This is a genomic window from Comamonas humi, assembly GCF_054782535.1.
The window spans coordinates 47,020-74,015 of record NZ_BAAGSH010000008.1 but is presented as its reverse complement, the minus strand read 5'-3'; the positions used below and the strand labels follow the sequence as shown (position 1 = coordinate 74,015).

Here is a 26,996-nt window from a genome sequence, read left to right as displayed (position 1 = left end):
TCATGGCAGAGAGACCCATCTTCATTCCAGCCATTGAAGGGCCCGCACTAGTAAGGACACGTCACGTCGATTTCCAGTGGTTCGCCGGCATGGCCGCGTCACAAAAGCAGAAATCTGTTGACTCCCTACATGCGGCCGCGTGCAAGCTTCCAGGCATCAGTAGCGTGCTGGAAGTCTCCAGCAAATCTCGAAGGGAGCTAGGTGTAGCGCTCAGCGCGTTCAATCTCACCTTCACAACAGTCAAATTTAACCGCACCTTCAGCGTAGAGTGTGCCTATCAAGGCAGCAAGGTCTTCGAGCATGGTGGGCCGTTTGTCGACATCTTTGGCATGACCTCGCGAGAGGCAAAAAAGGATGAACGGCTGCGCTCATCAGGCAACCTCCTTGGGTTTCGCTTCTTTGGCACGGACTGGGGATTGGAGCCTCAAACAGCGTTTTATGACTGGCTCTATATCAATGCTCTTAAGAAAGCCCCAAACCTGGCCACTCAGCTCTTGGATTTTTCGGCCTTTACCGATATCGAGTTCAATCCGGAGCGCTCCATCAACTGCCAAGCGTATGCCGTTGCGCTCTACATCTCTCTGCATAAACGCCGCCTTCTGGAAGAGGTGACCTCCTCCAAAGAGGCATTCCTAAGAATTGTAAGCAGCGCTGCGATCAGCAATGCGCGGCAAGATGACACGATACAAACAGGCTTTCAAATGTAGCCGCTTGGCCAAATTTGAAGTGGTAGTTGTCCTTTCAAGATTTGCATCTTCACTTGTAAGATGATGCTTCAAATGTTCACGAGGGCGCGGCATGACAATATCTACAGGCAGGACAACCTCTTCACGAAGGCGTAAGACCGAAGTTCCAGGTCAAGCACTCGGCATAGGGCTTCAATACACCCGGCTCCTCCAGATGCTGCTACAGGCACCTCCAGGAAGCGCCTGTAGCATGGAATATTTGGATGACGTCGCACAAGTAGATGCTCACGGAGCCAAACTTGGTCAAAGCAAAAGCGCACTTACAGCAAACCCGGTGGCGGATCGTGCAAAGTCGCTTTGGAAGACCCTCTCTAACTGGGTCACCTTGGCTGCTGCCGGCGGCTGCGAGCCTGATCGCACAATATTTGAAATTTACGTGTCACGCCCCGTTTCGGGAATGCTCGTTGACGCTTTCTCTGCCGCCGCCACACTGGAGTCCGCTCAAAGTGCGATTCTGCTTGCACGCTCCACACTTTGGGGAAACGCTCCAAACTACCCCGAACGCGAAAAGGTCGCGACCGAGATAGCCTCGTATGTCCAGAACGTTTTCAATGCAGATCCAGCTCAAGTTGTCCAGATCATCAAGAACTTCACCCTAAATTGCGGCTCAGGCAGTCCCCAAGCGGATGTTGAAGCGATCATCAGGACACACCCCGTTTCCAAAAGCAAGGTTCGGGACATTGCCGACCATATGAGCGGTGTCGTGAAACGACGCATTGACGAACTGCTAGAGGCAGGAAAGCCAGCGATCATTGCGAGTGACGATTTCCAAACATGGTATGCCGCCTACGTCCGCAAAATCGATAGAGACACTGTACTTCGCAGTCAAGCAAGGCGGCCTAGCTCCCAAGAGGCGGAGGGCCAGCTACCAAGGGTGTTTGTGCAGCAGCTGGATCTAATCGGGCTGCCGTTTGAAGACAAACTCGAGGCAGTGAGCGACTATCTGATGGCGGCAGCTGATCGGACCGCTTGGGCCATTAGCGGAGAGGTGGATCCGACCTCGTTTGAGGAACTGGACATCGACCTCAAACGTAGTTGGAGAAACAAGTTCCTTGTCTGTAAGGTAACTCATGGAGATAAAAGTCCAGACCTGCAGGGCTTGGCTCTTTATGCTGACTGCATGCAGGATAACCTTGCCGTGCAAGAAAAAGACGTGCCAGGACATTTCATTCCTGGCTGCCTCCACCGACTCGCCGACGACTTGACCATTGGCTGGCATCCTCAATTTGAACTCCAACTTAAGCAGAAAAGGGCGGGATGACGATGCTGGCCAAAGAGGCACAAAACGTTCAGAATCCCGCTCTCGGCGCCGCCATCCTCTGGCGTTTTTGCTGCGCCTACGTGACAGCCCATCCAACGGGGGATGCACCTGCACTGCCGGCACTGTTTCTGGTATTGCCAATCGTGCTTCACCAAGCCACTGCAGGTCTGCTGCACAGCACCAGACCCAGCTCTGGATTACGAGCATTCGCAGCCAAGTTTGGTGACTCCAAGGTATCAAAGCAGGATCTTCTACTGCAAATCCACGAACGATCAATCCGCTGGCGAACGTTAACGCTACAGTCGATCGAACTAGCCGCGGCTGGGCGTCTAATCCATCTGACTGAGTCTGGCGAAGCCATGCCTTTGTCCAAAACCAAAGCGCGCAGCCTGCCGGATGAAGTCAAGCAGCTGATGAGCGATGCGGAGAAGTTAGGCGCCTGGTGTGGCGCGCTAACCCTACACGAAATAACGACAACACTGAAGGTAAGGCTCTGATGTTCTTCCAGATCCGCTCAATCGTACTTTGGCCCCGCAATCCAGCGTTCAGACCTCGCAGACTACGGTTTGATCTCGGCAAGGTCAATGTGATCAGCGGTGCTTCGCGTACCGGCAAATCCGCTGTCATTCCCATCATTGACTACTGCCTTGGGTCAAGCACTTGCTCAATACCTGTCAAAACCATCCGCAAATACTGCGAATGGTTCGGAGTAATTGTTGCGACGTCGCAGGGCGACAAGCTTCTGGCACGACGTGAGCCCGGCACGCAACGCTGCACTGACGACATGTTCCTCATGGAGGCCGATTCAATTGAAGAGATACCGGAACGTATCGTCAAGAACACTAATGCTGAGGCTGTCAAACAGCTGCTCGATGATCTTGCCGGACTATCGAAGCTGGATTTCACCGGAGGTGATGAGTCCATAGGTTTCGACGGGCGGCCGAGTTTCCGGGACCTTGCCGCCTTCACGTTCCAGCCACAGAACATCGTGGCCAACCCAGACGTGCTGTTCTTTAAGACCAATACCTATGAGCACCGGGAAAAGCTACGCAAGATCTTCCCGTATGTGCTGGGTGCCGTAACACCAAGCCTAATGGCCAAGCAGTTTGAACTGGGAAGAACAAGATCTGAACTTCGACGGAAAGAGCGTGAGCTCAAAGAAGCGCAGGATGTATCGGCTCGCTGGCTGGCCGACCTCACCGCAAAGTTCAGTGAAGCCCAGGAACTTGGCTTAACGCCGAAACCAGAATCGCAGCCAACACGAGGGCAGATGATTGAGTTGTTAGAAGAAGTCGTTGCACGCACTGACCTAACAATTGCCGTCAGCTCTTCAACGATCTCCGAGGCGCTAAGCGAACTCAGCAATTTGGAGAACGAAGAACGCGGCGTTTCGCGCGAGTTGACTACTCTGCGGCACAGGTTGGAAGAGATGAATCGCATGCGCGTCAGTGGCGATCAATATGAGACTGCGCTTGCATTACAACGCGGCCGGCTACAGCTATCAAGTTGGCTAGCCGGACACACTGATAGCGAGGCAGATTGCCCGATGTGCGGCAGCCACACTGCATCGGCTCGCGGCAAGTTGGAAGTCTTGTCCGCCAGACTGCAGGAGGTAGAGGCCGAAGCAGGTATTGACAAGGAGGTTCCCGCAGCGTTCGACCGTGAATTGCAGCGCGTAACAGCCGAAGTCGCCCTGACAACGGAGCGTCTCCGTTCGGTGCAAATCCGCAAACGTGCGCTGTCGAGCCGATCGAAAGAAGCCAATGAACGGCAGTTTGCCGCCAAGAAGGCGGAGCGCTTCGTCGGGAATCTTGAGTCTGCTCTAGACCTGCACCGACGCCTGGGCAGTGACAGAGGCCTCACAGAGGAGGTGGACAAACTACGCGAAACAGTGAAAGGACTGGAAGCCGAGCTGCGGGAACAGGATGTGGAATCCCGTAAGCGCCGCGCGCTAAATGCTGTCAACGGCTACGCTGGCCGGCTGCTGCCATTCTTGGATGTCGAGAATGCCGACGATCCAATCTCGTTGGAGATCAGCGATCTCACGATTAAGGTCAGAGGTGCTGATCGCGACGACTACTTGTCAGAGATTGGCAGTGGATCGAACTGGCTTTCTTACCATTTGGCCATGCTGCTGGCGCTACATCAGTTCTATTTGTCCCAGCCGAATAACCCGGTTCCAAGCTTTCTGGTATTGGATCAGCCTAGCCAAGTCTATTTCCCCAAGCATGTCGGCCGACAGCCAAGAGACGATGAGCCCGAGCCACTATTGCGTGATGAAGACATTGCCGCGGTGCACAAGGCTTTCGAGGTTTTAGCGAAAGTGGTGGAAAAAGCCGAGGGTAAGCTTCAAGTGATCGTACTAGATCACGCGCCACGCGACCTTTGGGGCGACATACCTGGAGTCGTAGGTCTGAAAGAGTGGCGTGACGGCACTAAACTCGTTCCCATGAGATGGATTGAAGGCGATACTGATGGCGTAGCTACATAGCCACGCAACGAACTCCAGCGGTTCGCCATAGATAGGTTCGACTCATCTCCGTTTCCGCTGCGAAGTGGACAAGGATCTGGCGCCCATCTTGATGGATCAGGGCTATAGGCCGCGCTAGATGCTCTCAGATGTTAAAGCCGCAATCAACGGCGAACTCGTTGTGAATGTCGAACCTCAACACAGCGTCCTCACCCATCTCTTTGCGGAAGTCTGCGATCTTGGCATCCGTGCAGGCTTGAACGGAGGGGTCGTTGATCTCGACGAAGCCCTCGCGGATCGCCTCCTCGGCAGCAGGAGAGAGCGGCCGAAGCTGCTTACTATCCACGACGCCAGAGGTGGCCGCCGGGGGCTGCGGTGCTGAAGGTGGCGCAAGCGGCACCATGACCGGTATGGGTGTAGCAGCCTCCTTCGGCAACACCAGAGCAGCGGGAGCCGTCTCGGCGGGTGCCGTGAAATGCGCATACGCTTTGAATCCCCCGAACGAGACGAGTCCGATCACTGCAAAGCCCAATACCATTTCTATGGGTTTGCTTGATGCCTTGCCATTGGCGTTGGATGCGTCGCTGCTGATGCTTACGGTCTGCACCTCCTTGGCCTTATTGGGGACGGGCGTGGCTGCGCGCTGACGCGCCATCTCCGCCCAGGCGTTGAAGCCGTCGAAGCCGATCCGACGTGCATACGCGTCAAGGTGCGGTAGGCTGCGATCGCAATCCTCAAGCGATGCCAGCGGATGCTTGGCTGCCTCCTGGTTGAATTCTCGCAAGCGAGCCGCAGTCAGCACTTGAGCGAGCGCAGTCTCGGCTCCGTCAATCCCGAGTTCAACTGCATACACACGCAATGCATCCAACTGTGCTTGGATATCGGCTACCGAGGCTTCACCGAGTATGCGCACGCGGCTGTCGAAGACTTGACGAGCGGCGGCCTCGCGCAGCGTGACGGCCTCCTGCGCGAAGGGCGTGTAACCGATCGCCTCTGCATAAGCGATGAGCTCGGGCAGGTGTACGTCAAGGGCTTCTAAGGTGCTTAGGTCCGTGCCACGTCGACGGACCTCAAAGAGCTGCTTCCTCTCTGGGTCCAACACAGCCAAACCAAAGTACGCAACAATCTCGTCCAAACGCCCTGCATCGCAGCCGCTATGCTGCAGCAGCAAAACGTAAGCATCTCGGTTATAGGGAAATGCATCAATCGCGCGCAGCAAGGCTGGCAGCAGATCCGCGTCAGGGACGCGCCCCTTGCGCACATGTTCGATAATCGCAGCCGCACGGGCGGCCTCGTCCTGCGAGTAAAGGTAAACCGCACCCGGCTTGAGCATTTTCAGCGCCTCGATCGTGCCCTCGCGTGCTGCAGCGACGATGTCGCCTATGCCGTCGCGCACGCGCACCAGGGTCTGCGGACTCTTGAAAATTTCATCCTTCTTGATCGCGTTGCCGATCGCGGTCACGCCCTTGGCCATGAGGTTGAACACGCCGTGACCGACATTAGAGACGAAGTTCTTGCCGTCAGCCTGATACACGCTGTGCTCGTTCAGCCCAACCCACTTCGCCCGGTTCTGGCGCCGCGCGGTCCGATAGGCGTCTAGGTTCGCCGTGTGCTCGACCATGGCCTCGTAGGCGTCAGCGATCGGCTCGAAATCCTGATCCCAGCTATCGTAGGGATCCATGAACTGCTCAAAGAACTGCTGCTCCGACACTTCGTACAGGCCGTGCGCAGCCAACGCCTTCATCGCCTGTTCGATCGCCAAACTCCGAACCTCATTGGCAATAAGGTCGGCCCGCTCATACAGCCCGTCGAGGTTGGAGAACAAATCCACAAAACCGCTGGCAATGCGATGGCGTTGCGTCAGCTCCAGTTGCGTGAACGCAATACGGATCGCATTGGTGCCAACTTTGTCTGGCGCGAGCACGATCGCGGTTCCGAACAACTCCTGCCGTTTGACTTCCATTCTTAGGCCCCTTGTAATCCATTTGGTTGAATTTTTCGCCAAGCAATTTTAAGGGCCAGATCCCGGACTTAGTCCCGATAGATCTAGTGCGAGATCATCACGCCATCGCAGAAAATCTAAGCAACCGCATCGCATAGGCACCATGTCCCTTCGCAGCTCTGTCACTTTCTTGACAGCTGAAACCAAGAACTGACTAAATTCGTGCAATTTCGATCGTTGCAACCGTCCATCCCCTTGAGGGCCAAAGCTTGGTGCAGAAAAATTGCGCACATAGTGCCATGGACAAAAGCTGATGCAACCTATGATTGCCATCTCACCAAAGCCGCTGCGATGGGGTCCTGCCCACATCCAAACCCTCCCCGCCCCCGGGACAATACATGTCAATTTGAAAAAATGTCCGCAGTAGAAAAAATCCAAAAACTTAAGCCTCAAGCGCACAAACCCCGCGTATATGATCTGCTCAAACAAACCGGAATGGATATGCATTTTTGGGAGTACAGTCAGGTTGATGGCTCCCCAATTGAGCCAAGTGAAAACACATTTCAAGCGAGCAAATGGAACTATGGATTGGACAAGCCTAATCAACCACTAGTTGCCTGCATGTGGTGGATTGGCCTAAAGGAAATAGATGGGCATCTTGGATTCGAGGCCTCAATTGGCCAAGAAATCAAGGAAAAAAGCGATCTTCTCTCGAAATATAGTGCAGAAGGCAACGGCAAAAGTGCCAGCCGCATGCGAAATCACCTGAGTAAATTACAGGATTTCACCGATCAAATCTATAGAGCCAACAAAACTCAAGAGCCTATTCGAATTATATTTATAGATGGCAAAGAAATTTTAATTGATGGCGAACAAGAGCGTCAAGTAGATTTTCGCAGCTTGGACACCGAGCCCTGGTATGTTCACCACTACAACCCACTTGACAAATCCTACAGAATGCTCAGGAGTATCAAGCCCGCCCCAAGAGTTATTGATCCATTTAATGGCGAACCTGATTCTATTGACTCTGAGGAAATTCAAGCCATTCAGCGCAACGGGACCCTCTCGGAGACAGAGAAAGAGCAGTTGATTAAAGCCCGCGTGGGGCAAGGCTACTTTAGAGATCAACTGATGCGACGCTGGGAAGGTTGTGCTCTTGGCCAAGTCAAGAGCCCTACTCTACTGATTGCCTCACATATCAAGCCATGGAGCAAGTGTGAAAACAAGCATGAAAGGCTCTCCCCTGACAACGGCATTCTACTAAATCCAAGCTTTGACAAGCTATTTGACTCCGGACTGATTAGCTTTGACGAGCAAAACAGATTCAAGATCCTAGTGAGTTCAAGCTTAAAAATTCTCGACATGCAAGCCATATCACTGACTCAAAACATGTATTTACGTGCAATAGATATTTCTTTGGAGGGAATGAAGCCTTTCATGGAATATCATAGAAAATATATCTTCAAGGGTTAATAGCATATATAGGATCTCGGTTTACCAGTCCTCTGATTCGCCACATCAAGTAGGACAAGATTGCGCGCGTATATCCGGACTTTTGCAGCAGCTCGCAGCAATGGTCCCCGATTGAGCTCGCTGGTCAGGCTCCCATCCGCAAATAGTGGCTATATGGAAGCCCTGGTGAGCGCCTAAGCCGAGGGAGAAAAGGGGCACCTTCCAGCGCCCCAGAGGGATCAGGTAACAATCTGCCCCGCTAGCCGTGCATCACGCACATAGGCGCTCAAGCGCTTCTCCGCGCGAAAGTGCAGATCCCGCTCGACCGGCAATCCCAGCCGACCACGCACGGATGCCAGTTCCTGCAGGCTGACCCAGCCCAGTTCGGGCATTCCCAGGCCCAGGTCGCACAGGCCGAAAGCATGGTCGTGGTCATCCGGGTCGATCTCGGTCAGCAGCCAGGTCGCACCGGCATCCGGCGTGAACAGCTTGACCACAGGGGCCGGATCGAAGTCCCGGTTCTCCAACGATTCGCGGCCGTTGGCCAGCAGCAGCGCACGCTGCTCGTCGGTGATGAATGCGCAGTTCATGGTGAACTCCTGAAAGTTGCCGGGCGGAATTGCCCAGCCCTTCCAGGTCACGGCGCAACGCTAGCAGTCAGGGGGCAACGACGGCTGCAGGCCGCAAGCGTGCGAGCACGCGCAGCCCTTGACGGCGAGCACGCCGTGGCACGATGAAGGGAACAGCAAGACCGCCCTCCACCAAACCACCGCACACCGCACTCTTGGCAAGCGAAGCGCGCAGGACCGGGTCTGGAAATCCGGGCCGCAGGCGTCAGCCGACCGGAGGGAGGGAACGATGGAAGCCCTCAGGGGCGAGACGCCGCAGGGGGCTCGATGCGCAACACGACAGCGCGACCGGCCAGCCCCACGGCCGGGGACGCCCGAAATCGGTTACCGTGAGAAACAGATCCACTCCAGAGCCCGAAGACGGATGAGCACACCCTCACAGACAACCGAGACCCGCGTGGCCGTCCTGGTCGACTGCGACAACGTTCCCCCAGAAATCCTCGAGCATGCCTTGCGCATGGTGGCCCAGTTCGGCCGTGTCGTCCTGCGCCGCGGCTACGGCAACCAGACAACGCTCGCCCACAAGTGGCAGGAGGCACTGGTGCGACTGGCTTTCACGCCCTGCCTGCAGTACCAGTACGCCGCCGGCAAGAACACGGCCGACATCGCCCTGGCGCTGGATGCTCTGGAAGCCCTTTTCGATGGACGCGCCGACACCTTCTGCCTGGTCACCAGCGATTCCGACTTCGCCTACCTGTGCCGCAAGCTGCGCGAGCGCGGCGCCTCGGTCTGCATCGTAGGCGAGGCCAAGACACCCGATGCCCTGCGCAATGCCAGCGACCAGTTCTTCGAATGGACCCGCCCCGAACCACCGATCGAGATGGTTGCCGAGGCACTGCCCAAGACCACAAAGGAGACAGCGGCGACACCAGAAGCACCCAAGCCAGACCCTGCCAAGCCCGCCCCTAAACGCCGGCCACGCTTCCTGGTCGAAGCCGTGGCCTTGCTGGCCGGCAACACCTCCGAAGGCAAGGTAGCCATGGGCGCGCTGGGTCAGTACCTCAAGCGCACCGATCCAGCGTTTTCTCCGCAAACCTATGGCCACTCGGGGCTGCTGAACATGGTCAGGACCTACGACCTGCTGATCCCGCGCCAGGAAGAAGGCGGCCATTGGTCGGTCGGCCTCGCGCCCAAGGCAGATGACCCAGCCGAGAAAGCTGAAGCACTGAGCGCATGACACGCGATGGCGCCGGCATGCTACTTGGGTGCTGATGGGCATTCGGCCCTATCGAAGGCCTTACGGACTTAGGCTGACACGACCTCCGCGCCTGATGGACGCAACCGCCCTCTTCGCCTTTCAGGTCGGGGAAGCGAGTTACTCCATCAAAAATTTCACATCAATCTGCATGATGCATATTTTTAAAGCAAAACTCGCGTATCATTCGCTTCATGTCGATTGATGCAAAATTTTCCACCATTGACAGAGTAGCCTCCGTGCAAAGTGGCTACCCTTTTCGGGGCTCCATAGAAGAGTCAGCCGAAGGCGACACTTTGGCCGTTCAGATGAAGGACGTTGACCCCGGCCTCGGGGTGAACTGGCCTGGAGTCACGCGCACCATGCTTGCTGGCCGCAGGCAGCCGGACTGGCTGAAGGCCGGTGACGTTTTGTTCGTGTCCAAAGGCGCACGGTTCTACGCAGTCTGCATCGACGAACCGCCCAGTACCGCCGTATGCAGCCCGCACTTCTTTCTGCTCCAGGTGATGCCACGTGCTGCACTGCTGCCTGCCTTCTTGGCATGGCAGATCAACCAGCCCCCATTCCAGCGCCAGCTTCAACAAGCCGCGGAAGGCAGCAGCCAGTTGAGCATTCGCCGCCCTGTACTGGAATCGCTCACGCTATGCGTACCGCCGCTGGCTGACCAGCAACGCATCGTTGCCCTGGCCGACTTGGCGCGTCAGGAGCGAAACACCCTCCACCAACTCATTCACAACCGCGAGCAACAACTCCAAGCGCTTGCGGAAAGTCTTGCGCACGCCGCGCAGGCTGCTACTGAATAACCCGGGAATCCGCACCATGAACGACACCACCAAGATTACCTCTGTCAGCCAAGACGCCATCAATGCCGCCGTCTGGGCCGCATGCGACACCTTCCGCGGCACCGTGGACCCGAGTATCTACAAGGATTTCGTCCTGACCATGCTGTTTCTCAAGTACGTGTCAGATGTCTGGCAAGACCACTACGACGCCTACAAGAAGCAGTACGGTGACCACCCTGAGCTGATTGCAGAAATGCTCAAGAACGAGCGCTTCGTGCTGCCTGCCAGCGCCAGCTTCTATGCCCTGCACACCCTGCGGCACAGCCCTGGTAACGGCGAACGCATCGACAAGGCGCTGCACGCCATCGAAGAGGCCAACATCACCAAGCTGCGCGATGTGTTCCAAGACATCAGCTTCAATTCCAACAAGCTGGGGGATGAACAACAGAAGAACGACATCCTGCGCCACTTGCTAGAAGACTTCGCCAAGCCCGAGCTGGATTTGCGTCCCAGCCGTGTCGGCCAACTTGACGTGATCGGAAATGCCTATGAGTTCCTCATCAAGAACTTCGCATCCACCAGTGGTAAGAAGGCTGGCGAGTTCTACACCCCACCCGAAGTCTCCGCACTCATGGCCCGCCTGATGGCACCGCAAGAAGGGGACGAAATCTGTGACCCCACTTGCGGCTCTGGGTCGCTGCTGATGAAGTGCGGCCGCCTGATCCGCGAGAACACCGGTTCACGCAAGTACGCGCTCTATGGGCAGGAAGCCATCGGCAGCACCTGGGCCCTGGCCAAGATGAACATGTTCCTGCACGGCGAGGATAACCACCGCATCGAATGGGGCGACACCATCCGCAACCCCAAGCTGCTCGACGGTGCCGCCAGCCTCAAGCACTTTGACATCGTGGTGGCCAACCCGCCGTTCAGCCTGGAAAAGTGGGGCTTTGAAGGGGCCGATGCCGACAAATTCAGCCGTTTCCGGCGTGGTGTGCCGCCCCGCACCAAGGGCGACTACGCCTTCATCCTGCACATGATCGAGACCATGAAGCCCGGCACCGGCCGCATGGCCGTGGTCGTGCCGCACGGGGTGCTGTTCCGTGGCGCTGCCGAGGGGCGCATTCGCCAGAGACTGATCGAAGAGAACCTGCTCGACGTGGTGGTTGGCCTGCCTGAAAAGCTGTTCTATGGCACCGGCATCCCCGCCGCGGTGCTGGTGTTCCGCAAGAACAAGGCTGACGACGAGGTGCTGTTCATCGACGCCAGCCGCGACTTCGAAGCCGGCAAGAACCAGAACCTACTGCGCGAAGCCGACCTGCAGCGAATCCTGACCACCGCCACCACGCGGCGGAGTGTGGACAAGTACGCCTACCTCGCCTCGCCAGCGGAGATCGCCGAGAACGATTTCAACCTCAACATCCCGCGCTATGTGGACACGTTCGAGGAAGAAGCCGAAATCGACCTGATGGCCGTGCGCAAGGAGCGCGAGCAGCTCAAGGTAGAACTGGCCAGCCTGGAAACCCAGATGGCGGTCTACCTGAAGGAACTGGGCTATGAGTAAAGCGCCAAAACCCAATACGCCAACCACAGCGGTTGCTGCGCCTGTGGACCTCAATGCACCATCCAGTGCAGAAAGCCAGGGCGAATTCATTCTCTACACCACTGACGATGGTCTCACCCGCGTTGAAATGCGAGCCGAAGGCGGTTTGCTGTGGCTCAGTCAGGCCGAAATCGCCACGCTGTTCCAGACCACGCCACAGAACGTCACCCAGCATGTGAAGACGATCTACGCCGAAGGTGAGGCCCATCCCCAGGCAACCTGTAAGTCCGGCTTACAAGTTCGCCAAGAGGGAGGTCGGCTCGTCCGCCGCAATGTGCGCTTCTACAGCCTCGACGTCATCCTGGCCGTGGGCTACCGGGCTCGCTCTGCACGCGGCACCCAGTTCCGCCAATGGGCCACGGCCAACCTGAGCGAATACCTGCTGAAAGGCTTTGTGCTCGACGACGAGCGTCTGAAGAACCCGCCTGTGGGTGACTCGGTGCTGCCAGATCGCTTCGGTGAATTGCTGGAGCGCATCCGTGACATCCGCGCCAGTGAGCGCCGCATGTACCTGCGGGTGCGCGAAATCTTCGCCCTGGCGGCTGACTACGCCCCCACGTTGCCCGAAACCACAGCCTTTTTCCGCGTCATCCAGAACAAGCTGCACTACGCCGTGTCCGGCCAGACGGCAGCCGAGATCATCCGCCGCCGTGCCGACCACACCCAGCCCAACATGGGCCTGACTACCACCCGCAAGGGCCAGGTGCAGAAGGCCGACGTGGGCGTGGCCAAGAACTACCTGAACGAGCAGGAAATTTCCGAGTTGAACCGCATCGTCACCATGTGGTTGGACTTTGCCGAAGACCAGGCCACGCGCCGCAAAGAGGTGTTCCTGAAGGACTGGGCCGAAAAGCTCGACGCCTTCCTCAGCTTCAATGACCGGCAAGTGCTGGTGGGCGCCGGCAAGGTGTCGCACAAGCAGGCGGTGGCCCATGCGCAGAGCGAGTACGAGCAGTTTGTGGCGCAACGGCGGGCTGCGTTGGAGGCGGAAGGTGAGGCATATGCTGTGCGCGTGCTGGGTGCGGCAGCCGATAAAGATACCTTGAACGAATTGGGAAAGGTCGCTAAGCGGCTGACAAAGAAAAAGGGAGATCGTGATGCTGCCTGAGGCATGGCACCGTTCAACGCTGGGCGAGATTGCCCGCATCACCTCAGGCGGAACGCCTGACCGAAGCAAGTCTGAATACTGGGGCGGAGAAATTCCGTGGATCACGACGGGGGAAATCCTATTCAACACGATCACGGACTCTGCCGAGAGGATCACGGAAGCCGGTTTGCAGAACTCGTCGGCCAAGCTGTTTCCGCACGGAACACTGTTGATGGCGATGTACGGGCAGGGAAAGACGCGTGGCCAAGTGGCGAAGCTGGGCATTGAAGCCGCGACCAACCAAAACTCCGCAGCGATATTGCTCAACGAAGGGTATGACCCGGATTTCTACTTTCAATTTCTTTGGTCTCAGTACGACAACATTCGCGACTTCGGACATTCCGGTGGCGTCTCACACCTAAACGCAGGGTTGCTGAAGCAAATCGCGGTTCCAGTTGCGCCAATCCACGAGCAGCGCCGCATAGCCCAAATTCTCTCCACTTGGGATCAAGCCATCGTCGCCACAGAGCAAGTTGTTGCTAACAGCCGGCGGCAGAAATTGGGACTGACACAAGCATTAATTGGTGATCGATCCAGACATTCACGTGATGAACCCATTTTGCATCGAGAGCATGCATCTGCGATTTTCTTGCCTCGGTCCGTTCGCCGCAACGACGGTCTTGAGCTACTTTCAGTTATGCAGGACGTCGGTGTCGTTCCACGCAATTCTTTGGATCGAAAGGTAGTCATGCCTGAGGGCTCAACAGATGGCTACAAGCTCGTTGAACCAGGTGACTTTGTCATCAGCCTACGCTCTTTCGAAGGTGGTCTGGAGTACTCACGATTCAAAGGGCTAGTTAGTCCAGCCTACACCGTATTGAAACCGGCCAAGCCTATCGTTGATGACTTCTACCGCCACTACTTCAAATCGCAGGAGTTTATTGGCCGGTTGGCAGTTGCTGTAATCGGGATTCGCGACGGGAAGCAGATCAGCTATGACGACTTTGAATTCCTAAGGTTGCCATACCCTTCGATTTCAGAGCAGCAAGCCATCGCAGACATTTTGAATGCTGCGGAGCAGGCAGTTAAGTGTCATGAGACATATCTCCAACTTTTGCGCCAAGAGAAATCCGCCCTGATGTCCCAACTCCTGACCGGCAAACGCCGCGTCAAGCTGTCGGACGCTGAAACGGAGGCACAGGCATGAACACCACGCCCAACTCCCGCGAGCAGTACAGCGCCCACCTGCCCGCGCTGCACCTGCTGTGCAACCAGGGCTGGAACTTTCTGACCACAGCGCAGGCGCTGGCCCTGCGTGGTAGCACGCGCGAGGTGCTGCTCAAGCCTCGGCTGATTGAGGTGCTGCAAACCCGGCGCTATGAATACAAGGGCGAGTGGTACCCGTTGTCGCCCAGCGGCGTCGACCAGATCGTGCGGGAATTGTCGGCACTCAGCTTGGCTGAAGGGCTCATGCCAGCCAATGAGCGGCTGTATGGCAAGTTGGCACTGGGTATCACAGTGACGGAATTTATGCCCGATGGCAAAAAGCACCAGCCGACCATCGCAGTAATCGACTGGGCCGACACCACGGCCAACCGCTGGGATGTGACCGAAGAGCTGGAGTTGCTGGCCACGCAGGGTACGCACCACCGCACGCCGGATGTGGTGGCGTATGTGAACGGCATCCCCTTGGTGGTGATCGAAGCTAAGCGGCCTGAATCGGGCGGTGGTAGCCATCCCGCTAAAGCCATGGTGACCGAGGGCATCAGCCAACATCTGCGCAACCAACGACCGGATGAAATTCCTAACTTGTTTGCCTATGCCCAGCTGCTGCTGTCCATCAGCCAGACTGAGGGGCGCTACGGCACCACACACACGGCGGCCAAATTCTGGGCCAAGTGGCGAGAAGAGGGGTTCGACGAGGCGCACATGCAGGCGCTTAAGAACAAGGCACTCAAGCCGGATGTGCGCACTGCGCTGTTCGACGGCAAGCCTGCCGCGCTGGCGGCGTATTTCGACACGCTCTGGAGCGCCCCCATGCAGGCTACCGAGCAGGATCGCCTGCTGATCAGCCTCCTGACCCCGGCGCGTCTGCTCGAATTCCTGCGCGGTTATGTGCTCTTCGACCGCAAAGTGGGCAAGATCGTGGCCCGCTACCAGCAGTTTTTTGGCATCCGTGCGCTGCTGGCGCGCATCAGCCAGAAAAAGCCCGAATCGCAAGGTGGTGGTCGCGAGGGCGGTGTAGTGTGGCACACCACGGGATCAGGCAAGAGTTTCACCATGGTGTTCTTGACCAAGGCGCTGCTGCTGGTGGATACCTTGAAGGAGTGCCGCGTAGTTGTCGTGACCGACCGCATTGACCTGGAAACTCAGCTCACCCGCAACTTCATGACAGGTGGTGCCTTTGGCTCCAGCATCGCTACGCAGAAAGACGGAGAGAAGAGCCGCAGTCTGTCCGGCCGTGACCTGGCACAGCGCATCGGCAAGGGCACCGAGCGTATCACCTTCACGCTAGTGCACAAGTTCAACACGGCATCCAAGCTGCCGGAGTGCCGTAACGACTCTGCCGACATGATCGTGCTGGTGGACGAAGGCCACCGCAGCCACGGCGGCGAGACGCATGAACGCATGAAGAAGGCACTGCCCAAGGCGTCCTACATCGCCTTCACCGGCACGCCCCTGCTCAAGAAGGAAAAGACGGCCAACAAATTCGGCCCCATCGTGCATGCCTACACCATGCAGCGCGCCGTGGAGGACGAAACCGTGGCCCCGCTGCTGTACGAAGAGCGCGTACCCGAGCTGGACATCAATGAAGAGGCCGTCAACCGCTGGTTCGAGAAGATCACCAGCAATCTCAGCGAGGCCCAGCGCACCGATCTGAAAAGGAAATTTGCCAAGAAAGGGGCCATCTACGGCGCGGCCAACCGCATCGAACTGATCGCCTGGGACATCGCGACCCACTTCAGCGAAAACATCAAGAAGCTCGACCTCGGCCTGAAGGGCCAGGTCGCCACTGACAGCAAGCTCGACGCCATTCGCTACAAAAGGGCGTTGGATGAAACTGGCCTGGTCACCAGTGCCATCGTGATCTCGGCGCCGGACACACGCGAGGGCAACTCCGAGGTGGACGAGGACACCTTGCCCGAGGTACAGAAGTGGTGGAAGCAGGCCATGGCAACCTGCGGGAATGACCCCGAAGCCTACGAGAAGCAGGTGGTGAACGACTTTGGCTCAGACGGCGCCCCCGACTTGCTGATCGTCGTGGACAAGCTGCTGACTGGCTTCGACGAGCCGCGCAATGCCGTGCTGTATATCGACAAACCCTTGAAGGGGCACAACCTCATCCAGGCCGTGGCACGCGTCAACCGTCTGCACGACGCGAAGCGCTACGGCGTGCTGGTGGACTACCGCGGTATCTTGAAGGAACTCGACACCGCCATCCGCGCCTACCAGGACCTTGAAGCTCGCACACAAGGGGGCTTTGACATCAATGATCTGGAGGGGTTGTATCACCAGTTCAGCACGGAATACAAGCGCCTGCCGGCCTTGCACGATGAGTTGTGGTCGTTCTTCCAATCGGTGACCAACAAACTCGACCGCGAGCAGTACCGGCAGGTGCTGGCACCGAAGTTCGTGAAGGACAGCGACGGCGAAGAGTACGACGAGCGGCAGAAGCTGCGAGACGGCTTCTACGATGCACTGACTGCTTTCGGCCTGTGCTTGCAGACGGCGCTCTCATCGCGCAGCTTCTTTGAGGACAAGAGCTTCTCTGAAGCACAGATTGCCCGGTACAAGGCAGACCTCCGTTTCTTCACCGAGCTGCGCCAGACCGCACGCCGCGACGCCATGGAGACGGTGGATTACAGCGTTTACGAAGAACAGATCCGCAAGCTGGTGGACAAGCAGGTCATCGGCACGGAGGTGCGTGAACCTGAGGGGGTTTATCTGGTGCACCAGTTAGGACAAGTGGACGATCCGAAGGACTGGTCAGAGGAGAAGACACGCAACGAGACGGACATAATCCGCACCCGGCTGCGCAAGACCATCGAACAGGAGCTGGCGACTGACCCTTACGCACAGAAAGTGTTTGGCGAACTGCTACGTCAGGCCATCGCTGAAGCGGAGGCCATGTTCGACCACCCACTGAAGCAGTATGCGCTGTTCAAGTCCTTCGAGGAAAAGCTGGACGCCCGAGCAACCCCGGATATGCCGGATGCTCTGGCAGACAAGCCACATGCCAAGGCCTACTTTGGTGCGATTCGTCTGGTGCTGGGGGACGAGGCCTTTGACGCACTGAGTGACGATACGACGAACCTGCTGGTGCAGCAGGCCTTGGCGATGGACATTGTAGTGCGCAACGCCGTAGCAGAGAATTCGCTCAATCCACAAAACATTGAAGCCGCCATCCGCAAAGGTCTCCTGCCCCTGCTATTTGGCACGCTGGGCTTGGACAACGCCAAGCTGGTAGTCGAGCAGGTCATCCAAATCACGCGTGTTGGGTTGAGCAAGTCCTAAGCATGCAGGTCATGGAACACCTCTCCCAACACCGCATCGCCTATGGCGACGAAGTCATTGCCTTCAGTCTTCGCCGTCAACCGTCACGCACTGTGACGCGCGTTGCCATCCATGTGGAGCCGGACGGGCGTGTGCTGGTGGATGCTCCAGACATAGCGCCACTGACAGACGTGCTGGCTGCGGTGAAGAAGCGAGCGCGCTGGATCAGCCAGCATGTGGACGCAGCCAAGTCACGACTGGCCCATGTGCTGCCTCGGGAATACGTGAGTGGTGAGTCACTGCACTATTTGGGCCGACGGTATCGCCTGAAGGTCATCATCGACGCAAAGGACAAGACGGAGACTCGCATGCGAGGGGCCTTCATTACCGTGATGACCCCGGATTACATCCCGGCTACGATCAAAGCAGCATTGGATGCGTGGTATCGACAGCGAGCGCGGGAGGTTTTCGCTGATCGACTTGATTCAATTGCGGCCTCTCTACGATGGGTCAAACAGCCTCCACCTACGCGCCTGCAGTTCATGACCGTGCAATGGGGAAGCTGTTCGCCTTCTGGCCGCATCACACTGAACCCGCTGCTGGTGAAGGCACCACGCGAGTGCATCGACTACGTGTTGCTTCACGAGCTGTGCCATCTGCTTCATCACAACCACAGCCCCAAGTTCTACCGAACGTTGGACCGGCACATGCCTAACTGGCGAGCGGTGAAGGAAAAGCTCGACAACATGGTTGAAGAGATCTTCCGAACCTAGAAGACGTCAATCAAGACCAAAGACAGAGAGAATGAAAGCAGCCGCTGGAGACCCAACTCGGCTCACCGTCAGCTTGTATCTTCTGAAAGCAACCAAAGTTTCAGAACCATTTCAACAGCGGGAAGCTGCGATTGCGTCCCACCCACCATCAATCGACTCGATTAGATAGCGTCTGATGTCTCAACCACGGGTTCGATCCGGCAGCTCAGTATGACGGCGTGAGGCGAAGGCTGACCTTGGTCCGTACTGGACGTGTTCTCTCCATCGACGAACCAGACTGCAGCCTCTTCAATGATCATGGCTACCAGTAAAGACAGCGCAAAGAACACTTTCGGCCCGAATGGAAGAAGGATGGGACGTGCAGTGCGTCGAGTCCCTCGCACGAGAGATAGGAGTGAATGGTAAGCATCGACGGGCTCCATCACCCCATATTCCATCTGCTTGTCATTCAACTCCTGCAGCAGATCCTTGTTCTGCTCCCGTACCTCCTCTAGGTACTTCTCTTCAGGAGAGGTCGGGACGAACAGCCAGGTGTCCCCCGGCTCCAAATACTCCGCCGCCCCAATGGCTTTGCCCTTCTCGTAACCCAATGCCACGATCAGCTCGATTGGGTTGTCCGGCGCTGCAGTCCAGCCCGCGAACTCGTCGTTCACTGGGGCGATGCGGCGGATGGAAGAGGACCACTGAGCAGTGGGCTTCACGTACCGCGCCAAGCTGTAGCCGATCTGAAGATCCACTGGCCCACTGCGCGCAAGGTTCTTGATTTCCGAAAAAATGGAGCCCATCTGCTGTCGCGACAGACAAGACACGTCAACAAATATCGAAACGGTGTCGTTGCTATTACGCGAGAGGGTACGAATGGCATCGCGTGTGTCGTGACATGTCAGACGTTCAACCTCAAGACGCTTCGAGAATTGGGCTTCACCTTCAGCTCCATAGCCAACCGCAATCATCCGCGCGTTTAGATCGCCATCGGCCGTCAGCAGCATCAGCAGATTCCGTCTCCGCCGACCTTCGCCGTCACCGACAATGATCAGTGCAGGCTCGCTGCTGAGCACAGCAGAAGACGCCTTGCCTTTGATGTTTACTTGCGTGAGGTTTCGGATGGCCAGCTTCAAAACAACCCGTCCTGCTTCCAGGCCCCGGATTGCTCCGGAAGCGGTTTAACAACTTTCGCTTCGCTCTTTCGCTCCACGGGCGGTGGATTGAGGATTGCGGACAACGACACTGGCTTCGATTTCCGCATCGGCAACTTGAAAATCGGCGCCAAGAGATAAGTCAACCTGAAGCGCTTGCCACGAAGTGACCGGTATCCACCGACCGTCGCAGGCGATTCGAAGCAGACAATCGCACCATGGTTCATTGCGATCCGCAGGGCGTTCTCGACGTCATCGTCGACGTCGTTGTCGACGATGAAGGACAACGGAGGGTCCTCGACAAAGTCGGCGGTGACCAAACGGTCATGAAAGTAGTCGCCTATCTTCTCCAGCACCTGGAAAACCGATGCAGAAGTCTTGATTGAGTGGAACTGCTCACTGGCCAGGGACTGCAACATCTCAGAGTACCGCTGACAGTTCCAGAGCACCCCTTCCGTCTGCCGAGGCACTGGTACAGGGAGCTGCTTCAGGTCAGCATGGGACAGGATGCGTGTGATCAGACCGATCAGCCAACGTGGATTGCCCTCGCTGATCGCCGAGAGAGACTCCCAGCCCGCGTAGGTGGCATTGAACGGTTTCACGCCGCGCTTGCGTCCTTCTGACCTGCCTCGGTAGGCATTCCGAAACGCAACCAGCGGTGCGACCTTGCGTAGAGTGTTGCCGTTGAAGTCGCTCGGCTGCGTCCCCAGTTCCTGCGTGAGGTCGATCTCCTTGCGCTCGAGGAACCTGACGAAGGAAGCGTCCTTTTCCGAGAGAGAGACAAAGTGATCTGTGATCTGCTTGGTCGCTGCACGCGTAGCCCGTGCGAACAACCCCAACTGCTCCGCCTCTTCACCCTCGTCGACCACTGAGTAAGCAGACGTGCCGAACACGTTGTTAGGGGTTTCACCGCTCAGCCCTGCATAAGACTGGCTTCTTGAAAGGAACACATTCTTGCAGAACTCGCTGGCCTCTGCCTTGTCCGCGTACCAAAGCTCGACCTGTCGGACGTCGTTGAGCTGGCTTGGAGCAGCAACGTCTCGCTGGTAGAGCACATCAGGCCCGCACGGTGCCAGCGCGACCTTTAGTAGGAGCTTCTGACCACCACTCGCTCGCATAGACGCCAGCACCGTCTGCTGCAAATGCATCGGCGCCACCTCGAACTCGTCAAGGAGCAGGCACCAACGATGGTCCGACCGGCCATACGTGGCGTCAAACGTCTGCAGCCCCTGGGATGTCGCTTCCAACATGTCGAGACCAAGATAGTCACAGCTGCGAACAACTGCTTCTCCAGCCACCTCCGGGCCCAGCGATGCGCATAGATGTGCCTGGCTCTTGATGTCCAGCAGACGAAGGCGCAGTGCTTCTACCAGGCTAGCTGGCGAGAGCGAAATCGGCTTGAGGCGCCACAATGCAGCGATTGACTTGATCGCGGCCTCCAGTTCGGTCTGCGTCGGACGTAGTCCGCCATCAACGACATCGTTGCCGCGCCGTACGGGGTTCAAAAGAACATGCCGATCGATCCCGCTGGCAACCGCCAGCAGTACGTGCGTCACAAACGCGGCCTGCGAGAACAGGATGCCAACCCGTTCGTTCTGGCCCGAGCGCTGCAGCGACTCGAGCATGGTGCCCCACGCTATGTCAGAGGGAACGTAGACCCCTGTATAGCCGAGCGTGGGCTTGACCTCGTCCGCCTGCGGACCACTCCAGGCCGCCTGTCCCTCTGCGCTCAGCATCTTCAGAAGCGTCGTCTTGCCGCCGCCCCGAGGTCCGACCAGCACCGAGTTCCACGGTCCCGCCAGGAGCGCAAACTTCGTAGATGGCACGAACGTGCGAGCCACATCCGCAAAGCTCATCGCCTTGGCGTTGAATGGTTCCAGGAAGCCCTGACTCATGAGGTTTTCCTCTCTAGTGTCAGCCAGTGGCCGTCCCTGTCTGCATGGATATTCAGACTATGCCGACGATCGAGCTGTCTCTTGACGTGGTTGCGCGACTCCGGCGTCAGCAGGTCAGCTTCGGGAACATGCTTGATGACGTCTGACCAGTTCATCGGAAGATCCTCGAGCTTCGCGATCTCGGCAATGACCCTTCCTGGATCTCGAGCACCAAATGATGCCCCGTCGTAGATGCTGTTGCCATCAGAGACCGCGGGCTGCCAGCCCTTCCCCTGCGCCCAGTCCCAGGTGCGAAACCGCCCAGTGATGCCGCGAGAATCCAACCTGACTTTGAGCAGGTAGAACTGGTTCTGGAAGGTCCCCGCTAGTTCGCTGATGTAGAACGCGAGGCTCGCCGCACCGAACACGAACGGTTGTTCGCCATTGCCCGAGGAGAGTCCCAGCCGAGCTTCGTGCTTGTGGCCGTGGATCACCAGCCAATTGCCTTCTTCAGACAGCAGACGCAAGAGCTCCTGGCCGTTGTCGATGAAGTCGTGAGCGCCTTCGCCGTCCTGCGTGTGCGGCTCAGGCGGATGATGCATGATCGCGATGCTGATTTTGCGGTGATCACATTGCTGCAACGCCAGCTCCAGCTCCGACACCGCTGACTTCGGGAACGTTCCTCGCTCGTGCTCGAACTTATCGTGACCGTGTTCGCTGCAGCTGTTGACGATCAACACCTGATATTTCTCGGCCTCAACCAGCACAAGCCCGGCTCCGAAGTACCGTACCCGGTGATCTCGCCCCTTCGCTCCATCGTCGTCGTCCCGAGTCACCGACGGATACGGGGGCTTGAGGACCTTCAGCGGTTCGAAGGGTCCCAGGCCGGCCTTCAGGTTCGCGACGACGTTCTCGTGAACCTTGGCTTCCAGGCTGCGAGAGGTGACATCGTGATTACCAGTCGCGCATAGCACGTGCTCACTTTGCAACCGCTTGCCTAGGTCAACCAGGTGCTTCCACCCCGCCGCAAGCGTCACACCGTCATTTTGGAACGCGATATCGCCCGGGCAAAGAACCGCATCGGCTGTTAACGCCTGCGTGGCAACGAGGTCGTTCAGCCCAGCCCAAGGATTCTGCTTTGGGCTTTCGCTGGCCAATTCGCCCGTGGGCTTGATTTTCAGGTGCGTTCGCGCACCTGCCGCATGGGCAAAGTGCGGATCGCCCAGAACGGCGAACACCGCCTCTACGACTCGTCCACCATGCCCATCCGCATCCTCCACGAGCGCCCTCCTTTGATATTGATTTTGCACAATGCTAGTCGCACTACCAATCGTAATTGGAAAGAAGCACTTCGGCAGCATGACGGCGCGCCGACGTAAATCCGGCAACGTTGCGCGCCACAGTGAGATCGTGACGGCACCATTTCTTGAGACCTTGTAAGACGGTGTCTGCAGGCGAGTATGAGAGGAGCACTTTCGCGCCGCGACGGTCCGCCGCCCGGAGCGATGCAATCAGCCGCCTCTCGTCCTTCTCTCTGAATGCGTCACAACCGTACTCACCCCGATCCCGCTTATCGCCCAAAGCGTATGGCGGATCTAGGTAGACAAAGTCACCGTTGCCGGCCTCCTCGAGAATCTCTTCAAAGTCGCTGCAGCGCAGTTCAGCAACCTTCAATAGCTTGGCGAACGCCTGAAAAGCCTCAAGGCTTGGCATGAAAAGATGACCCTTGCCTCGGGCGACGTTGAACTGACCTGCGCGGTTTGTTCGATAAACGCCGTTGAAGCAATATCTATTCAGGTACACGAACTGCGCCGCACGGTCAAAGGCGTTCAACTGCTCTCGCGGTACCGCCCTAAGCTTGTAGTAATCCTCGGGATTGCTGCCGAACTGAGACGCGCGCTGCCACACCGCACGCGGATAGCGCTGAACAATGCGGTACGTTTCAATGAGAGATCGGTTCAGGTCTCCAAGGATGGCGTCCTCTACATGCAGACGCAGGAACAGCACTGCCGAGCCTGCGAATGGCTCAATGTAGCGGTCTGCATCCTCAGGCACCGCGGCGAGTAGCAAGGGCAACAGCTTTTTCTTGCTACCGGCCCAACGCAGCAACGGCTCCGCCGCGCCTGAGGCGCCGTCGGTACCTAATGTTTGCCGCACTTGCATGAACCAAGATTATGAACATAAACTTTGCAAATGCAAAGGAATGTTGTTTCGTTAGCAGAGGCTGCGACCGAGTGGGTTCGCAAGAGAGATGTGCCGCTGAGTAAATCAACCGAGCGCGCTTATCGCGGCGAGGTAGACCGATTGGCACAGTTCTTTGCCGCCAAGCATGGCGGACTGATGCTGAGCGAGTTCAACGAAGTTCACTGGGATGAGTACATCGATGAAGTTCGAGGCACACGGCCCCATGTGATGAGCTGTAAGGAGAAGCCGCTTGCCCCAGCATCCGTGGAACAGGCGATCAGGATCTCAGCGGCATTCCTTCGTTGGGCGCGGGATGATGGATTGCTGTCGTGGGCGCCCAAGGCCCGGCGAATGCACACCTGTGCGAGTTCGGAAGTCCCGAGCCTTCGAAGGCCACTGGTTGGCTTTTCCGCCGATAAGGAGCAAGTCCATCCGAACCTCTACGCGGCACTACACAATCCGCTCGACAAGGAAGCAGACATAGGTCTGCTGAGAGCCCATCTAGCCGTGTTGCTGGCCTACTGGGGCGGCCTTGGTTCTAGCGATATCGCAGCACTCCGATGCTGCGATATGCTGACGGACACCGGAGTGCTGCGGCTCTTGCATCCGCGTTCGAAAAGCATCAAGGAAACGCAAGGCGATGTGGTCAACACCTGGCTGCGGTACATAGACATCCGGCAGAATAACGACGTCTCGCTGACGTGCAAGAGCCCGGCAATCGCCCGCTTGGACTCCGACGAGCCAATTTCCTCATGGAGCGTGTGGGCGCTGATCGTTCAGTTTGTCGCGCAGGTCACCGACCAGGAACAACACCATTCAGCTCAGTCTTTACGACGTTTGCGTATCAGGCAGATGGCATTCGAGTTGGAGCCTTCTATCGGCGCATTGGCACAGTACACTCAACGAAGTCGCGTTGATTTCACCGTCGCCGGCCGCCTGATCATTTAACTTCCACCGAGCGCTACCATCAAGGTCGATGTGGTCCCACGACACCGTTCACAACGCCTCCATTTGTGGCGGTTTGAAGCACGTGCCGAAGAGTTGCGCGCACGCGCTCAATGCCCGGGGTAATCTGCTTCTTTCCGGCAATCGCGTCCAGCCCAGTCGGCACCTGGCTTCAAGACGATTGCGGACTTCCGTCGCGACAATGGCACAGGCATCTGCAACATGTGCCGCCGCTTTGCGATGCTATGCCGAGAGCTCAAACTATTCAACTAGGCGCTGGCGGCCCTAGACGGCAGCAAGTTCAGGCGGCCAACACCCTCGATCACAACTTCACTAGCGGCAAGATTGGCAAGCGCCACAACAGCCCACGCCGAAAAGGCTTCAGCCTCAACGCATATTGAGAGATAGTCGCCGATAAGGGGCTATCGCTCGATCTCAAATATCGCAAGCAAGTAGCGTTTATTAAAAACTACTTAGGCAATGTGTCGTAGTGTGCAATAACACCCTTGATGTTATTAAGAAGCAGATCGAATCCACTGAAGTCAATCTTGTCAGCCTCAGCTTGTACAACGTGCTCAGCGAAATAGGCTTTACCATACTCTGTCGGCTTTAGCGCCTTAGCTTTATAGTTGAAGGTTTTGCCGCCAAGCTTTTTGGCTAACGTTGCAGGCTGAAAGCAATCCTCTATGCATGACGAGGTCGCTCCAATGGGAAGCGGTGTGGGCACCAGATAAAGATTGGCAGCAACGTGCTCGAAAGGTTTCAGCATATCCAATGGCCTACCCACTTTTTTCGAGGCGGTTTCGTAGGGACCTTTGCCCCCGCTGTCGTGATCCACGACTAGGATTACGGGGTGCTGCGAGATACCAGGCGCTTTGAAATGTTTGAAAACTTCAGTGAGATACATTCCGATAAATTTACTAACTTCACCATCGCCACCACTCATCCCAATTGTTCTTCCGGCCTTTCTTTCCACATACTTAAAAATCCGAATATTTAGCTTTACCTCCCCGGCGATACCCAGTGAAGCAAGCTCCGGAAATTTAATTGCACGTGATCGGATAGCATGCAAAAGATAAATGTTATCGGTCTTGCCTTCGCAAAGGATAACGGGCACGGGAGAGCAAAAAAACTGACTAAAGAGGAAAAATCGTCTGTAAAGCTTTGCTCGGCCTAACGGTACTTCTTGACCTCGCACATGCAAGTTGAACTCATCAATATGCTTGACGTGCCCGAACATACCCTGCAATTGAGATATAGTGCCAAGCTCCATCTGCTTGGACAGCACCCCTGATGGGTCTTTAATAAAAGAGTCGTGAGTGAAAGATCCAGTTTTAAAAAGACTTTTTGCCATCGCTCTTAGCGAAGACCTATAGCTCCTGGGCGTGTTGACTTTGTGGTTAACCACAAGACCGGTCACGCTTTGCTGACTATCCTCGAACTGCAATCGTACCTTGCTTTCATTCACAGCAAAGCCAGATTTCTTGATAACTTTTAACAAAGCTGCACCAGTAGTCCAAACCCCTCCATTTAAGCGCGCAATTTCCTCCGGAAATTTTGGTAAATTTGTACTAAAAGTCAGGTCATCAGCATAGCGTGTGTAGACGCAACCATTATTACGTGCAAGCTTTATTAGGTGCGTATCTAATACGTTGCCGATAAGGTTCGAGATAACTGGAGATGCCGGGCTTCCCTGTGGCAACACGTTCTCGAAACACGCAATCTGCGCTAAAACCGTGGCTACTGCGGGCTGTAGCGCAAAATCTTTGTCGGCGATGAAGAAGCCTCTCACACGTCCGAAGTTGATGCTGCCGAAAAAATCTTGTAGATCTACGTTAAAAACATAGGATCGACCGCGATGCTGATGAGCATTGGTCATAATCGAACGACCCGTAATGAAGCCATGGGCAGCCTGACGATTGTACTTGGTATTTAACTCGTTTAGGCAATCCATCAACAAGTCGGCAAGCAGCATTTGGATATGCTTTAAATCCCCAATGGGGGCGCATATTGTTCTCTTACCACCGTACCGCTTTGGTATTTCGAACTTGCTGTATTTCTGCACATCGGGCTTCTTGTACAGGTTGTACGACAAGTGCGCCGCTTTAAGCCCGAGGAGGTTAGCAACACCGTGGAGGCTGCTGGTTGACTTGAGACGTTGGAGCTTCGACATTGATTAGGTGGGCCGGCCAGCACTCATACGCCAACGCAGAGACATACCACGATGACGTAGCGTAAGGAAGCACGGTTGGCATAGCCCCGCACATTTTTTTCACATACCGCGATGGGCGCGGCAAAAGGTCTGCTGACCGGTCCAAGCGGCAATATAACTGACGTTCACAAATAACGCCAGCACACATGAGGTGCGCATGGCGTTGCTGAGTGCCAGTAATGGATCGTCTTACCATCACACCCTTGATATCGCG

At 56.7% G+C, this 26,996-nt stretch carries 20 protein-coding genes and 1 pseudogene; 14 read left to right on the top strand and 7 right to left on the bottom strand.

Annotated elements, in window-relative coordinates; genetic code table 11:
- Window positions 1–2 precede the first annotated feature (2 nt).
- The 4 genes from ACYVKR_RS10190 (at window position 3) to ACYVKR_RS10175 (ending at window position 4,498) form a co-directional block, all read left to right on the top strand.
- Window positions 3–707 carry a DarT1-associated NADAR antitoxin family protein gene (locus ACYVKR_RS10190; protein ID WP_460480764.1) on the top strand — a complete coding sequence of 235 codons (705 nt, stop codon included), beginning with the start codon at window positions 3–5 and terminating at the stop codon, window positions 705–707.
- 229 nt (window positions 708–936) lie between these two features.
- A complete protein-coding gene (locus ACYVKR_RS10185) occupies window positions 937–2,007 on the top strand; it encodes an ABC-three component system protein (RefSeq protein ID WP_460480763.1) in 1,071 nt (356 codons plus the stop codon).
- The gene (locus ACYVKR_RS10180) at window positions 2,004–2,504 is read left to right on the top strand and encodes a three component ABC system middle component (RefSeq protein WP_460480762.1); all 501 of its coding nucleotides are present in this window, start codon (window positions 2,004–2,006) and stop codon (window positions 2,502–2,504) included. Before ACYVKR_RS10185 ends, ACYVKR_RS10180 begins: the two co-directional genes overlap by 4 nt.
- Entirely contained in the window at window positions 2,504–4,498 is a 1,995-nt protein-coding gene (locus ACYVKR_RS10175) for a DUF3732 domain-containing protein (protein ID WP_460480761.1), read from the top strand. The genes ACYVKR_RS10180 and ACYVKR_RS10175 overlap by 1 nt, the downstream gene beginning before the upstream one ends.
- Before the next feature lie 124 nt (window positions 4,499–4,622).
- On the opposite strand, the gene ACYVKR_RS10170 is transcribed toward ACYVKR_RS10175, so the two are convergent.
- Window positions 4,623–6,440 carry a hypothetical protein gene (locus ACYVKR_RS10170; protein WP_460480760.1) on the bottom strand — a complete coding sequence of 606 codons (1,818 nt, stop codon included), beginning with the start codon at window positions 6,438–6,440 and terminating at the stop codon, window positions 4,623–4,625.
- Between the two features lie 393 nt (window positions 6,441–6,833).
- On the opposite strand from ACYVKR_RS10170, the gene ACYVKR_RS10165 reads away from it, so the two are divergent.
- Entirely contained in the window at window positions 6,834–7,892 is a 1,059-nt protein-coding gene (locus ACYVKR_RS10165) for an HNH endonuclease (protein ID WP_460480758.1), read from the top strand.
- A 218-nt stretch (window positions 7,893–8,110) separates the two neighbouring features.
- Here the strand turns inward: ACYVKR_RS10165 and ACYVKR_RS10160 are convergent, their stop codons facing one another.
- The gene (locus ACYVKR_RS10160; protein WP_460480757.1) at window positions 8,111–8,461 is read right to left on the bottom strand and encodes a DUF2958 domain-containing protein; all 351 of its coding nucleotides are present in this window, start codon (window positions 8,459–8,461) and stop codon (window positions 8,111–8,113) included.
- Window positions 8,462–8,864: 403 nt separating this feature from the next.
- Here ACYVKR_RS10160 and ACYVKR_RS10155 point away from each other — a divergent pair, with 403 nt between their 5' ends.
- The 7 genes from ACYVKR_RS10155 (at window position 8,865) to ACYVKR_RS10125 (ending at window position 18,431) form a co-directional block, all read left to right on the top strand.
- On the top strand, window positions 8,865–9,677 hold the full coding sequence (locus ACYVKR_RS10155) for an NYN domain-containing protein (protein WP_460480756.1): 813 nt from the start codon (window positions 8,865–8,867) through the stop codon (window positions 9,675–9,677).
- A 212-nt stretch (window positions 9,678–9,889) separates the two neighbouring features.
- On the top strand, window positions 9,890–10,498 hold the full coding sequence (locus tag ACYVKR_RS10150; protein ID WP_460480755.1) for a restriction endonuclease subunit S: 609 nt from the start codon (window positions 9,890–9,892) through the stop codon (window positions 10,496–10,498).
- 16 nt (window positions 10,499–10,514) lie between these two features.
- The gene (locus ACYVKR_RS10145; protein ID WP_460480754.1) at window positions 10,515–12,038 is read left to right on the top strand and encodes a type I restriction-modification system subunit M; all 1,524 of its coding nucleotides are present in this window, start codon (window positions 10,515–10,517) and stop codon (window positions 12,036–12,038) included.
- Window positions 12,031–13,185, top strand: a complete 1,155-nt coding sequence (locus ACYVKR_RS10140; RefSeq protein ID WP_460480753.1) for a virulence RhuM family protein — start codon at window positions 12,031–12,033, stop codon at window positions 13,183–13,185. Before ACYVKR_RS10145 ends, ACYVKR_RS10140 begins: the two co-directional genes overlap by 8 nt.
- Window positions 13,175–14,371, top strand: a complete 1,197-nt coding sequence (locus tag ACYVKR_RS10135; RefSeq protein WP_460480752.1) for a restriction endonuclease subunit S — start codon at window positions 13,175–13,177, stop codon at window positions 14,369–14,371. The genes ACYVKR_RS10140 and ACYVKR_RS10135 overlap by 11 nt, the downstream gene beginning before the upstream one ends.
- Entirely contained in the window at window positions 14,368–17,679 is a 3,312-nt protein-coding gene (locus tag ACYVKR_RS10130; protein WP_460480751.1) for a type I restriction endonuclease subunit R, read from the top strand. The genes ACYVKR_RS10135 and ACYVKR_RS10130 overlap by 4 nt, the downstream gene beginning before the upstream one ends.
- Window positions 17,680–17,690: 11 nt before the next feature.
- Window positions 17,691–18,431, top strand: a complete 741-nt coding sequence (locus ACYVKR_RS10125; protein WP_460480749.1) for a M48 family metallopeptidase — start codon at window positions 17,691–17,693, stop codon at window positions 18,429–18,431.
- A gap of 161 nt (window positions 18,432–18,592) precedes the next feature.
- Here the strand turns inward: ACYVKR_RS10125 and ACYVKR_RS10120 are convergent, their stop codons facing one another.
- Genes ACYVKR_RS10120 through ACYVKR_RS10105 form a run of 4 tightly spaced genes read right to left on the bottom strand, consistent with a single transcriptional unit; the run spans window position 18,593 to window position 23,604 of the window.
- Window positions 18,593–19,549 (bottom strand): hypothetical protein, encoded by a 957-nt coding sequence (locus ACYVKR_RS10120; protein ID WP_460480748.1) that lies wholly within the window; start codon window positions 19,547–19,549, stop codon window positions 18,593–18,595.
- Window positions 19,546–21,462, bottom strand: a complete 1,917-nt coding sequence (locus ACYVKR_RS10115) for a P-loop NTPase family protein (protein ID WP_460480747.1) — start codon at window positions 21,460–21,462, stop codon at window positions 19,546–19,548. The genes ACYVKR_RS10120 and ACYVKR_RS10115 overlap by 4 nt, the downstream gene beginning before the upstream one ends.
- The gene (locus ACYVKR_RS10110; protein WP_460480746.1) at window positions 21,459–22,802 is read right to left on the bottom strand and encodes a metallophosphoesterase family protein; all 1,344 of its coding nucleotides are present in this window, start codon (window positions 22,800–22,802) and stop codon (window positions 21,459–21,461) included. The genes ACYVKR_RS10115 and ACYVKR_RS10110 overlap by 4 nt, the downstream gene beginning before the upstream one ends.
- On the bottom strand, window positions 22,765–23,604 hold the full coding sequence (locus ACYVKR_RS10105; RefSeq protein ID WP_460480745.1) for a DNA adenine methylase: 840 nt from the start codon (window positions 23,602–23,604) through the stop codon (window positions 22,765–22,767). The genes ACYVKR_RS10110 and ACYVKR_RS10105 overlap by 38 nt, the downstream gene beginning before the upstream one ends.
- Window positions 23,605–23,634: 30 nt before the next feature.
- Between ACYVKR_RS10105 and ACYVKR_RS10100 the strand changes: the two genes are divergently transcribed.
- Both ACYVKR_RS10100 and ACYVKR_RS10095 read left to right on the top strand, forming a co-directional pair.
- Window positions 23,635–24,573, top strand: a complete 939-nt coding sequence (locus tag ACYVKR_RS10100) for a hypothetical protein (protein ID WP_460480744.1) — start codon at window positions 23,635–23,637, stop codon at window positions 24,571–24,573.
- Between the two features lie 159 nt (window positions 24,574–24,732).
- Window positions 24,733–24,926: pseudogene (locus ACYVKR_RS10095) on the top strand (transposase); the annotation flags it as partial.
- Between the two features lie 113 nt (window positions 24,927–25,039).
- Here ACYVKR_RS10095 and ACYVKR_RS10090 read toward each other — a convergent pair.
- On the bottom strand, window positions 25,040–26,743 hold the full coding sequence (locus ACYVKR_RS10090) for a retron Ec67 family RNA-directed DNA polymerase/endonuclease (protein WP_460480743.1): 1,704 nt from the start codon (window positions 26,741–26,743) through the stop codon (window positions 25,040–25,042).
- Window positions 26,744–26,996: the final 253 nt, after the last annotated feature.